10 protein-coding genes are annotated in these 12,427 nt (G+C 65.4%); all 10 read left to right on the top strand.

From position 1 onward, the window contains the following. Positions 1-4: 4 nt before the first annotated feature. The 10 genes from murD (at position 5) to lpxC (ending at position 12,397) form a co-directional block, all read left to right on the top strand. Complete coding sequence (murD, locus tag DES43_RS00095; protein ID WP_035024033.1) at positions 5-1,405, top strand: UDP-N-acetylmuramoyl-L-alanine--D-glutamate ligase; 1,401 nt, start codon at positions 5-7, stop codon at positions 1,403-1,405. After that, a complete protein-coding gene (gene ftsW / locus DES43_RS00100) occupies positions 1,405-2,556 on the top strand; it encodes a putative lipid II flippase FtsW (protein WP_035024031.1) in 1,152 nt (383 codons plus the stop codon). The genes murD and ftsW overlap by 1 nt, the downstream gene beginning before the upstream one ends. Beyond that, positions 2,557-3,684 (top strand): undecaprenyldiphospho-muramoylpentapeptide beta-N-acetylglucosaminyltransferase, encoded by a 1,128-nt coding sequence (gene murG, locus DES43_RS00105; RefSeq protein ID WP_035024029.1) that lies wholly within the window; start codon positions 2,557-2,559, stop codon positions 3,682-3,684. It abuts the gene before it with no gap. Beyond that, positions 3,681-5,093: a UDP-N-acetylmuramate--L-alanine ligase gene (gene murC / locus DES43_RS00110; protein ID WP_035024028.1), complete on the top strand. Its 1,413-nt coding sequence runs from the start codon at positions 3,681-3,683 to the stop codon at positions 5,091-5,093. The genes murG and murC overlap by 4 nt, the downstream gene beginning before the upstream one ends. Further along, on the top strand, positions 5,090-6,055 hold the full coding sequence (gene murB / locus DES43_RS00115; RefSeq protein WP_035024026.1) for a UDP-N-acetylmuramate dehydrogenase: 966 nt from the start codon (positions 5,090-5,092) through the stop codon (positions 6,053-6,055). The genes murC and murB overlap by 4 nt, the downstream gene beginning before the upstream one ends. 222 nt (positions 6,056-6,277) lie before the next feature. Next, positions 6,278-7,204, top strand: coding sequence for a D-alanine--D-alanine ligase (locus tag DES43_RS00120; protein ID WP_035024024.1), 927 nt, complete (start codon positions 6,278-6,280; stop codon positions 7,202-7,204). Beyond that, complete coding sequence (locus DES43_RS00125) at positions 7,192-8,103, top strand: cell division protein FtsQ/DivIB (protein WP_035024022.1); 912 nt, start codon at positions 7,192-7,194, stop codon at positions 8,101-8,103. The genes DES43_RS00120 and DES43_RS00125 overlap by 13 nt, the downstream gene beginning before the upstream one ends. Next, positions 8,100-9,407 carry a cell division protein FtsA gene (gene ftsA, locus DES43_RS00130; RefSeq protein WP_035024020.1) on the top strand — a complete coding sequence of 436 codons (1,308 nt, stop codon included), beginning with the start codon at positions 8,100-8,102 and terminating at the stop codon, positions 9,405-9,407. The genes DES43_RS00125 and ftsA overlap by 4 nt, the downstream gene beginning before the upstream one ends. Positions 9,408-9,474: 67 nt before the next feature. Then, complete coding sequence (gene ftsZ / locus DES43_RS00135) at positions 9,475-11,175, top strand: cell division protein FtsZ (protein ID WP_035024018.1); 1,701 nt, start codon at positions 9,475-9,477, stop codon at positions 11,173-11,175. Positions 11,176-11,458: 283 nt separating this feature from the next. Continuing rightward, positions 11,459-12,397, top strand: a complete 939-nt coding sequence (lpxC, locus tag DES43_RS00140; RefSeq protein WP_035024016.1) for a UDP-3-O-acyl-N-acetylglucosamine deacetylase — start codon at positions 11,459-11,461, stop codon at positions 12,395-12,397. Positions 12,398-12,427 lie beyond the last annotated feature (30 nt).

Below are 12,427 nucleotides of genomic sequence, written 5' to 3' on the forward strand. Positions count from 1 at the left end.
CCAGATGATCCCGGCCAGTTCCTTCGCAGGCAGACAGGTAGCGCTCTTCGGGCTTGGCGGCTCAGGGCTGGCGACGGCGCATGCGCTGGTCGCCGGCGGGGCCGGGGTGCTGGCGTGGGACGACAATCCGCAAAGCGTGGAGAAGGCAAAGGCGGAAGGCATCGCCACGGGCGACCTGCGCGGTGCCGACTGGCCGCGCTTCGCCGCCTTCGTGCTTTCGCCCGGCGTGCCGCTGACCCATCCCAAGCCGCACTGGAGCGTGGAGCTGGCGCGTGCGGCCGGCGTCGAGGTGATCGGCGATGTCGAGCTTTTCGTGCGCGAGCGCAACGCCCGCGCTCCCGAAGCGCCCTTCATCGCCATCACCGGCACCAACGGCAAGTCCACGACCACGGCGCTGATCGCGCATATCCTTCAGGCAGCCGGGCGCGACACCCAGATGGGCGGCAATATCGGCCGCGCGGTGATGACGCTCGATCCGCCCGCTTCGCAGCGCCACTATGTCGTGGAATGCTCGTCCTACCAGATCGACCTCGCACCCTCGATCAATCCGACAGCCGGCGTGCTGCTCAATCTGACGCCCGATCATCTCGACCGCCACGGCACCATGCAGCACTATGCCGGGATCAAGGAACGGCTGGTGGCGGGGTCCGATACGGCCATCATCGGCGTGGACGACAGCTTCTGCGTGCAGATCGCCGAGCGGCTGGAGCGCGCAGGACGCAAGGTGGTGCGCATCTCCAGACGCCTGCCGCTCAAGGACGGCTATTTCGCGGAAGGCAGCGATCTTTTCAGGGCGGTCGACGGCCGCCGCACCCGCATCGCTTCGCTGGAAGGCATCGGCTCGCTGCGCGGCCAGCACAATGCGCAGAACGCGCTTGCGGCTCTCGCCGCCTGCCTCGGCGTCGGCCTGACGGCCGGGGAGATACAGGCCGGGTTCGGGACATTCCCCGGACTGGCGCACCGCATGGAGCAGGTGGGCCGCAAGGGGCATGTGCTGTTCGTCAACGATTCCAAGGCGACCAATGCGGATGCGGCGGCGCCCGCCCTGTCGAGCTTCGAGCGCATCTACTGGATCGCCGGCGGACTGCCCAAGGAAGGCGGCATCGAGCCGCTGCGCGGCTTGTTCCCGCGCATCGCCAGGGCCTATCTGATCGGCGAAGGCGCGCCCGCCTTTTCGGTGACGCTTGGCGAGGCGGTGCCTTACGAGATTTCCGGCACGCTGGCGGCCGCGGTCGAGCACGCCGCCGCCGATGCGGCGCGCGACGGCGGCGGGGAAGCGGTGGTGCTTCTGTCGCCGGCTTGCGCCAGTTTCGACCAGTTCAGGAATTTCGAGGTGCGCGGCGAAGCCTTCAGGCAAGCCGTATATGCCATTGATGGGATCGAACCCGTCGGAGGGACACGATAATGCAGAGCCGTCTCGATACCAGCCCCATTTCCAACTGGTGGTGGACCATCGACCGCTGGTTCCTTGCGGCGTTCCTGTCGCTGCTCGGTCTCGGCATCGTGCTGTCCTTCGCCGCGAGCCCGGCCGTGGCGGAGCGCATCGGCCTCGATTCTTTCCACTTCGCCACGCGGCAGATCATCTTCAGCATCCCCGCGCTCGGCGTGATGCTGGCGGTGTCCTTCTTCAGCCCGCGCCAGATCAGGCGTCTGGCGCTGGTCATGCTGTGCGCGATGCTGGTGCTGATGGTGGCCGTGCTCTATGTCGGCGTCGAGGTGAAGGGCGCGCGGCGCTGGCTGTCGCTGTCCGGCATGTCGATCCAGCCTTCGGAGTTCCTCAAGCCGGCCTTCGTGGTCATCTGCGCATGGCTGTTCGCCGAGCACAAGCGCCAGCCGGAGATTCCCGGCAACCTGTTCGCCATGCTGCTGCTCGGCGTCGTTCTGGCGCTGCTGCTCGCCCAGCCGGACATGGGCCAGACTCTGCTGGTGGTCGGCACCTGGGGCGTGATGTTCTTCATGGCCGGGCTGTCGTGGGTCTGGATCATCGCGCTCGGCATAATCGGCGTTATCGGCCTGTTCGCCGCTTACGAGATATTCCCGCACGTTGCGGGCCGCATCGACCGCTTCCTGACCGGCGAGGGCGATACCTTCCAGGTCGATATGGGGCATGAAGCGCTGGTCAATGGCGGCTGGCTCGGTCTCGGGCCGGGCGAGGGCACCATCAAGCGCCTGATCCCCGACAGCCATGCCGACTTCGTGTTCGCCGTGGCGGGCGAGGAGTTCGGGCTCATCACCTGCATGGTGATCGCGGCGATCTTCGCCTTCATCGTGCTGCGCGGGCTTTCGGTGGCCCTGAAGGAGCATGACGACTTCACCCGCTACGCCATCGGCGGGCTGGTCACCGTGTTCGGCTTCCAGTCGGTCATCAATATGTGCGTGAATCTCCAGCTCATGCCGGCCAAGGGCATGACGCTGCCCTTCATCTCCTATGGCGGCTCCTCGCAGATCGCCATTGCCATCTCGATGGGCATGGTGCTGGCGCTCAGCCGCCGCAAGCCGCAGAAGCGCAAGCCGCTCGCCTACGGTTTCTCCAGCTCGATCCTGCCGGCGGAATAAATGGCGAAGGGCACCATTCTCCTGGCCGCCGGCGGAACCGGCGGCCATCTGTTTCCGGCCGAGGCGCTTGCGCATGAACTGAAGGCGCGCGGCTGGAGCGTGCATCTGGCCACCGACGACCGGGCCGGGCGCTTCGCCGGACAGTTTCCGGCCGACACTATCCACCCGATCCCGTCCGCCACCATCGGTTCGAAGAACCCGCTAGCGCTGGCGAAGACGTTCTGGAAGCTGTGGCGCGGCGTGCGCGTGGCTTCGACGGTGATTGCACGGATCCGGCCGGCAGCAGTGGTCGGCTTCGGCGGCTATCCGACCCTGCCGCCGCTCTATGCGGCGACCCGGCGCGGCCACCCGACGCTGATCCATGAGCAGAACGCGGTGATGGGCCGCGCCAACCGTGCACTGGCTGCAAGGGTGACGGCGATCGCAGGCGGCTTCCTGCCCGAAGATGCAAGCGTGGCCGGACGCAAGACGATCACCACCGGCAATCCGGTGCGCCCGGCGGTAGTGGAGGCGGCTGCGCAGCCCTACACGGTTTCGCAGGGCAGCGAGCCGTTCCATCTGCTGGTGTTCGGCGGCAGCCAGGGCGCGCAGTTTTTCTCCGACGCGGTGCCAGCGGCTGTTGCCTTGCTGCCCGACCATCTGCGCAAGCGCCTTGTCGTGACCCAGCAGGCGCGCAAGGACGATGTGGAGCGGGTGACGGGGGCTTACGCGAAGCTTGGCATCCCGGCTGAAATTTCGCCCTTCTTCACCGATATGGCGGCGCGCATGGCGCGGGCGCAGCTCGTTATCTCGCGCTCTGGCGCGTCCACCGTCTCGGAGATCGCCGTGATTGGCCGGCCGGCGCTGCTGGTGCCTTATCCGCACGCTCTGGACCACGATCAGGCGGCCAATGCCGCAGCGCTCGCGGCCGCCGGCGGCGGCGAGGTGCATGCACAGGCTTCGCTCGATGCGGAAAAGCTGGCGGGGCTGATCGGCGCGCTGATGGCCGAGCCGGAACGGTTGCGGAAAATGGCCGAGGCGGCGCGTTTCGTCGGCCGCCCCAATGCGGCCAGCTTGCTCGCCGATCTGACAGAGGCTATTGCGTCGGGCCAGTCACCGGACGGATTCAGGAAGGAACACAACGCATGAAGATGCCGCAGACGATAGGGCTTGTGCACTTCATCGGCATAGGCGGCATCGGCATGAGCGGCATCGCCGAAGCCCTGCACAATCTCGGCTACAAGGTGCAGGGTTCGGATCAGAACGACAGCGCCAATGTGCAGCGCCTGCGCGACAAGGGCATCGAGTGCTTCGTCGGCCACCGCGCCGAGAATCTGGGCGATGCCGAAGTTGTGGTGGTCTCGACAGCGATCCGCAACACCAACCCCGAGATCGTGGCGGCGCGCGAGAAGCTGCTGCCCGTGGTGCGTCGTGCCGAGATGCTGGCCGAGCTGATGCGCTTCCGCAATGCCATCGCCATCGGCGGCACGCATGGCAAGACCACGACCACCTCCATGGTGGCGACGCTGCTGGAAGCGGGCGGGCTCGACCCGACCGTCATCAATGGCGGCATCATCAATGCCTATGGCACCAATGCGCGCATGGGCGACGGCGAGTGGATGGTGGTGGAGGCGGACGAGAGCGACGGCACTTTCCTCAAGCTGCCGGCCGATATCGCCGTCATCACCAATATCGACCCGGAGCATCTCGATCACTACGGATCGTTCGACAAGGTGCGCGACGCCTTCCGCCAGTTCGTCGAGAATGTGCCGTTCTACGGCTTTGGCGTCATGTGCATCGACCACCCGGAAGTTCAGGCGCTGGTCAGCCGCATCGGCGACCGCCGCGTCATCACCTATGGCGAGAACGCGCAGGCCGACGTGCGCTTCGCCAACCACCGCATGGACGGCGCGGTCTCTGTATTCGACGTCATCATCCACAACCGCAAGACAGGTCAGGATACGGAGATTTCCGACCTGCGCCTGCCGATGCCCGGCCGCCACAATGTATCGAACGCCACGGCGGCGATTGCCGTTGCCAACGAGCTGGGCCTTTCCAGCGAGGCGATCCGCAAGGGCCTGTCCGCCTTCGGCGGCGTGAAGCGGCGCTTCACCCACACCGGTTCGTGGAACGGCGTCGAGATTTTCGACGACTACGGCCACCATCCGGTCGAGATCAAGGCGGTGCTGAAGGCGGCGCGCGACGCCACGAAGGGGCGCGTCATCGCCGTGGCGCAGCCGCATCGCTTCACCCGGCTGCGCGACCTGTTCGACGATTTCGCGGTCTGCTTCAACGATGCCGACACGGTCATGGTGGCGCCGGTCTATGCGGCGGGCGAGGACCCGATCGACGGCGTTTCCAGCGACACGCTCGTGTCGCGCATGCGCGCCGCCGGCCATCGCGATGCCCGCCATATCGCAGACGCGGCGGCAGTGGCTCCGCTGGTGCGCGAACTGGCAAAGCCGGGCGATTTCGTCGTCTTCCTCGGCGCGGGCAACATCACCCAATGGGCCTACGCGCTGCCGAAGGAACTGAACGGGGCGGGAGGCGCAAATTGAGCCGGGGGCAGGCGCTTCTCGACAGTCTTGGCGACAGGCTTTCGGGTCTGCGCGGGCGTCTCACGCCCGATGCGGAGATGGACAAGATCACATGGTTCCGCGCCGGCGGCCTTGCCGCTGCGCTTTTCCAGCCGGCGGATGAGGAAGACCTCGCAGCCTTCCTGAAGGCGGTGCCGGAGGACGTGCCTGTCATGGTGGTCGGCATCGGATCCAACCTCCTGGTGCGCGACGGCGGCATTGAAGGCTTCGTGGTGCGGCTTTCCGCCAGGGGATTTGGCGCGGTCGAGGCGATTTCCGAAACGCGCCTGCGTGCCGGCACGGCCGTGCCGGACAAGCGCGTCGCCGCCGCCGCCCTGGAGGCCGGCATCGGCGGCTTCCATTTCTATCACGGCATTCCCGGCGCCATCGGCGGCGCGCTGCGCATGAACGCTGGTGCCAACGGCGTGGAAACGCGCGAGCGGGTCGTCGAGGTGCGGGCGCTCGACCGCAAGGGCGATGTTCATGTGCTCTCCAATGCCGACATGGGCTATGCCTATCGCCATAGTTCCGCACCGACGGACCTGATCTTCACCTCTGCCGTGTTCGAGGGCTATGGCGAGGACAAGGAGACGATCAGGGCGGCGATGGATGAAGTGCAGCACCACCGCGAGACAGTTCAGCCGATCCGGGAGAAGACCGGCGGCTCGACTTTCAAGAACCCGGAGGGCACATCGGCCTGGAAGGAGATCGACAGGGCTGGCTGCCGGGGCCTGATGATCGGCGGCGCGCAGATGTCGCCCATGCATTGCAACTTCATGATCAACACGGGTTCGGCCTCCGGCTACGATCTCGAGTATCTCGGCGAGACGGTGCGCGCGCGTGTGCTCGAAAATTCCGGCATCCGCCTGCATTGGGAAATCAGGCGCATCGGCGAATTTCGTCCCGGCCGTGAGGTACAGGAGTTCCTCGGGCAGTTGCTCTGAGGACTCACAAAGGTAAAATTTCACTCAAATTCGCAGAAAGTGAATCTCCCGGAATCCTGAGGGCTTGCCACGGAATCAACTCTCTGATTCTTTGGGGTTAAGGCGTTTCCTGATTTGAGTCGTTCGGCGCGTAGGTCGCGGTTCCCGACGGGGCTGCAACCACAGACTCGGATTCTGACTCAGGAAACAAGGATCGAGTGCCCGCCGAGGGGATGACGGGATATGACCAGCAAGCACGTTGCCGTATTGATGGGGGGGGTCTCAAGCGAGCGCCCTGTTTCCCTCTCTTCCGGCAATGCCTGTGCTGATGCGCTCGAAGCCGAGGGCTACAGGGTCACCCGTGTCGATGTCGATCGCAATGTGAGTGCCGTTCTTTCCGGGTTGAAGCCGGATGTCGCCTTCAATGCGCTGCATGGACCGTTCGGTGAGGATGGCGTCATTCAGGGCGTTCTCGAATATCTGGAAATTCCCTATACGCATTCGGGCGTGCTGGCCTCGGCTCTCGCCATGAACAAGGAGCAGGCCAAGAAGGTTGCGCGCGCAGCCGGCGTCCCGGTGGCGGAATCGAAGGTCGTCAACCGGTTCGGGATTGGCAATGCGCATCCGATGGCGCCGCCCTATGTGGTGAAGCCTGTCGCCGAGGGGTCCAGCTTCGGCGTGGTCATTGTCGGGGAAGATCAGTCGCATCCGCCGCAGATCGTCTCCTCGCCCGACTGGAGTTATGGCGAGAGCGTCATGGTCGAGCGCTATGTGGCCGGGCGCGAGCTTACCTGCGCGGTGATGGGCGATGTCGCGCTCGGGGTGTGCGAGATCATTCCGACCGGCCATTCCTTCTACGATTACGATTCGAAATATGTCGCGGGCGGATCAAAACACGAAACGCCTGCGAAACTTTCACCGAATATTTACCAAAAAATACAGACACTGGCGCTCAAGGCTCATCAAGCGATCGGCTGCCGGGGCGTGTCCCGGTCTGACTTCCGTTACGACGATCGTCATTCCGAAAATGGCGAGATCGTCTGGCTGGAAGTCAATACCCAGCCGGGCATGACGCCGACGTCCCTGGTGCCCGAGATCGCCGCGCATGCAGGGCATTCCTTCGGCGATCTTTTGAGCTGGATGGTGGAGGACGCTTCGTGTCTTCGTTGAGGTCGGGACGTATGGGTCATGGTGGGCTGGCTGGCCTGGTGCCTGCCGTGCGTCCTGTCATGCCGCGCTGGCTGCGCCGTCCGCTGCGTGTGTTTTCGAGGCTGGGGGAGGGTGCCTATGCGGCGCCCCGCTTTGCTGCCACCATTCTATCCGTTGCGCTGCTGTCGTCGAGCGCGACCTATGGCGCCTATCTCGGCGGCCAGCTCGAGGATTTCGTGCAGGGCGTCACGGCCCGGACCGGCTTCGCCGTCGACCAGATCAGGGTCGTCGGCAATCAGTATACGTCCGAGATCGACATCCTCGACCGGCTGGAACTGAACGGGTGGACCGCGCTGGTCGGGCTCGATGTCGTCGATGCGCGCGACAGGATCGCGTCGTTGCCCTGGGTTCAGCATGCCACGGTTCGCAAGGTCTACCCCAACACGCTGGAAGTGCGCGTCGATGAGCGCGAGCCGTTTGCCATCTGGCAGCAGGGGCAGGCGCTCAATGTCATCGAAGAGAACGGCCGGGTCATTGCGCCGTTCTCTGGCGGTAGGCTGGCTTCGTTGCCGCTGATCGTCGGTACTGGCGCTCCCGAACATGCGCCGAAGCTCATCGCGCGCATTGCGGACGTGCCGGAGCTTGCCGGTCGCGTGAAGGGCTATGTGCGTGTCGGCGAGCGTCGCTGGAATCTGCATCTGGACAATGGCGTCACCGTCAAGCTGCCGGAGCATGGCGTCGGTGCCGCGCTGGAAAGGCTGGCGCAGCTCGACCGCGAGCAAGGCCTGCTCGGACGTGACATCGTGGCGGTCGATCTGAGGATTCCCGATCGGGTTGCGGTGGCGCTTTCGCCCGATGCCTCAGCGGCACGTCTGGCGGCGCTCAAGGGCGCTGCGCGCAAGTCGGGGAGCCGCATATGAACTGGTTGCGCAAGAGTGGCGATGCCTCGGCCCGGCGTTCGGGCGTTCTCACCGTGCTCGACGTGGGGTCGAGCAAGGTCTGCTGCGTGGTGGCGAAGCTCCAGCCCTGCGAGGACGGCAACCTGCTGCGCGGGCGCACCCATCGTATCCAGGTGATCGGCATCGGCCACCAGAAATCGCAGGGCATGAAGTCCGGCGTGGTGGTGGATCTGGAACGCGCCGAGCATGCCATACGGCTGGCTGTGGACTCGGCCGAGCGCATGGCGGGGCTGACCGTCGACTCGCTGATCGTCAACATGACCGCCGGCCGGCTGAAGAGCGAAACCTTCTCCGCCACCGTCAATCTCGGCGGCCACGAGGTGGATGAGAGCGACATCAGGCGTGTGCTGGCGGCCGGTGCGCGTCAGGCGCTGAAATCCGAGCGCGAGGTGATCCACTCGCTGCCCGTGGGCTTCTCGCTCGACGCCGAGCGCGGCGTTCGCGACCCGCGCGGCATGGTGGGCGACACGCTGGGCGTCGACATGCACGTTCTGACCGGCGATGCGGCACCGCTGCGCAACATCGAGCTGGCCATCAACCGCTCGCATCTTTCGGTCGAGCGCATGGTGGCGACCCCTTACGCCAGCGGTCTCGCCGCACTGGTGGACGACGAGCTGGAAATGGGGGCTGCCTGCATCGACATGGGTGGCGGCACGACCACCATCTCCATCTTCTCCGAAGGCAATTTCGTGCATGGCGACGCGATTCCCGTCGGCGGCAACCATGTGACGCTGGACCTTGCCAAGGGGCTTTCCACCACCATCGAGGCGGCGGAGCGGCTGAAGGTCATGCATGGTTCGGCTCTGCCCGGCAGCGCCGACGACCGCGACCTCGTCACCATTCATCCCATCGGCGACGACCATGGCGCGCCGATGCAGATTCCGCGTTCGGTCATGACCCGCATCATCCGCGCCCGCGTCGAGGAGACGCTGGAAATGCTGCGCGACCGTATCAGCAAATCAGGTTATGCCAGCGCGATCGGCAAGCGAATCGTGCTGACAGGCGGCGCCAGCCAGCTTGCCGGTCTCCCGGAAGCTGCTCGCCGCATTCTTGGGCGCAACGTGCGCACCGGACGCCCGCTGGGCGTTGCGGGGCTGCCCGAAGCGGCCAAGGGGCCGGCATTCTCGACGGTGGTCGGGCTCCTCATCTATCCGCAGGTGGCGAATTTCGAGAGCCGTCCTGCCAGGGGCGGGGCCGTGTTCAGGATGACCGGGACGGACGGGCGACTGTATCGCGTAAGTCAGTGGTTGAGAGACAGTTTCTAGAGTTAACGGGGACAGCCCCCAGGCGGCCGCTATGGCGAAGCGGCGGGAAAGGCAAAGGACGAGGACAATGGCAATCAATCTTCAGAAGCCGGACATCACCGAGCTGAAGCCGCGCATCACCGTTTTCGGTGTCGGCGGGGGCGGCGGCAACGCAGTCAACAACATGATCACCGCCGGTCTGCGCGGCGTCGAGTTCGTTGTGGCGAACACCGACGCCCAGGCGCTGACCATGTCGAAGGCCGAGCGGCTCATCCAGCTTGGCGCGCATGTCACCGAGGGGCTGGGCGCCGGTTCGCAGCCGGAAGTGGGCCGCGCCGCCGCTGAAGAATGCATCGACGAGATCAACGATCACCTGTCCAATACGCATATGTGCTTCGTCACCGCCGGCATGGGCGGCGGCACCGGCACGGGCGCCGCTCCGGTCGTCGCACGCGCGGCCCGTGAAAAGGGCATCCTGACGGTCGGCGTCGTCACCAAGCCGTTCCATTTCGAGGGCCAGCGCCGCATGAAGACGGCCGACCTCGGCATTGAGGAGCTGCAAAAGTCGGTCGACACGCTCATCGTCATCCCGAACCAGAACCTGTTCCGCCTTGCCAACGACAAGACCACCTTTGCCGATGCCTTCGCCATGGCCGATCAGGTGCTCTATTCGGGCGTTGCCTGCATCACCGACCTGATGGTCAAGGAGGGCCTGATCAACCTCGATTTCGCCGACGTGCGTTCGGTGATGCGCGAGATGGGCAAGGCCATGATGGGCACCGGCGAAGCTTCCGGCGAGGGCCGCGCCATGGCCGCTGCCGAGGCCGCCATTGCCAACCCGCTGCTCGACGAGACCTCGATGCGCGGCGCCAAGGGCCTGCTGATCTCGATCACAGGCGGCCGCGATCTTACCCTGTTCGAGGTGGACGAGGCGGCGACCCGCATCCGCGAGGAAGTCGACCAGGACGCCAACATCATTCTCGGCGCCACCTTCGACGAGGAACTGGAAGGCGTCATCCGGGTGTCAGTGGTTGCCACCGGCATCGACAAGTCGGCCGAAGAAATCGCGGCGACCCCGATCGCCATCCGCCCTCCGCAGGCCAAGCCGGTTGTCCGCCCGGCGGCCGAGGCCCGTCCGGTTGTCCAGCCCGCACCGCAGCCTGCTCCGGTTCATGAGTCGCGCGCTGCCGATCCGGTCGCCGAAGCCTTCCAGATGGCCGAGCAGAACGCCGCCGCCATGGCGCAGCGCCCGGTGCAGGCATCGGATGACTTTCGCCCCCAGAGCAAGCTCTTCCAGCAGGCTCAGCCGCACCAGCCCGTGCAGCAGTTCCAGCAGCCCGTGGTGACGCAGCAGACGGCGCTTCAGATGCAGCCCGCACCGCAGCCGGTCCATCCCGCTCCGCAGCCGCGCGAGATGCATCAGCCGGCAGCGCCGCAGCGCATGCCGCGCGTGGAGGATTTCCCGCCGGTCGTGCGTGCCGAGGTCGAGGCCAAGAGCAACCCGGTCAGCCATGAGGAACGCGGCCCGATGGGGCTGCTCAAGCGCCTCACCAACGGCCTGACCCGCCGCGAGGAAGAGCCGGCGCGTCTCCAGCCTGCCCAGCCGCGCGAGCCGAAGCTGCGCCAGGCCCAGCCGGAAGTGCGCCGCGCGCCTTCGCAGGACTCGCAGCTTTATGCACCGCGCCGTGGCCAGCTCGACGATCAGGGCCGCCTGGTCGCCAGGCCGCATGCCGCTCACGACGACGATCAGCTCGAGATTCCGGCTTTCCTGCGCCGACAGGCAAACTGATCGCCGCACAGGCGTCACAATTGCGAAGGGGCGACCGGCAAACCGGTCGCCCCTTTCTGCTGAAGTCTCTGGAAAACAAGGACTAAAAAGCACCTGTTCGGGTGACGGCCGGGGTTACATGAGGTAAAAAAGCGTGATTTGGAGGAAGTCCGACGCGTTACTATCTTCGCCGGCAGCATATCGAAGCGGCCTGCAGGTTGGGGGAGATGCCTTCTTGCCGTAGCTGGACAGCCGGGTCGGCCGGCACGGGAAGCGGCGAACGAGCGGGCATACGGGGATCGTTTTGAACGATTATCAGACGACGATAAAATCGCGCGTGACACTGGCCGGAACCGGCGTGCACAGCGGAAAGCCCGTTTCGGTGACGTTCGCGCCTTCCGATGTGGACACGGGCATCGTTTTCCATTTCATCGGCGGTTCGGAACCGGGCAGGGAAATCCGCGCGCTCGTCTCCGAAGTCGGGGCGACCGATCTTTCCACCCTGCTTGGCGATCCTGCCGGAGTTCATGTCTCGACCGTCGAACATCTGATGGCGGCGATTCTGGGCGTCGGCCTAGACAATCTCGTCATCGAGATAGAGGGCAACGAAATCCCGATCCTCGACGGCAGCGCTGCCCTGTTCGTGGAGGCGATCGACCAGGCCGGGCTCGACACCCAGCCGGTCAAGCGCCGTTTCATCAGGGTTCTGAAGGATGTGCGCATCGAGAGCGGGGCTTCCTGGGCCGAGTTCAGGCCATATTCCGGCACGCGGTTCGAGATCGAGATCGATTTCGAGAGCCGTGCCATCGGTCGTCAGCAGTTCGCCATCGACCTTACCGGCGATTCGTTCCGCAACGAGGTCGCACGGGCACGCACCTTCGGCTTCCTGAAGGATGTCGAGCGCCTTTGGGCCGCTGGCTATGCGCTGGGTTCCTCCTTGGAGAATTCCGTCGTCATCGGCTACGACAACCGTGTCATCAATATGGGCGGCCTGCGTTATCCCGATGAATTCGTGCGCCACAAGACGCTCGACGCCATGGGCGATCTGGCTCTGGCGGGCGCGCGTTTCATCGGCTGTTTCCGTTCCTATCGTGGCGGCCACAGGCTCAATGCGGCAGCGCTTCGCCGCCTGCTGTCGGACCGCAGCGCTTTCGAGATCGTGGAAACGACGCGCCGCGACCACGGCCGCATCGCCGAGATCAGCGCCGTCAGCGGCCCGGTCTTCGCGCCCTGGGCGATCTGAGCGCTTGGGAAGGCGGCGTCCGTCATTTTC

The sequence above is a fragment of the Aquamicrobium defluvii genome (assembly GCF_004363725.1).
In the GTDB taxonomy this organism is placed as follows: Bacteria; Pseudomonadota; Alphaproteobacteria; order Rhizobiales; family Rhizobiaceae; genus Mesorhizobium; species Mesorhizobium defluvii.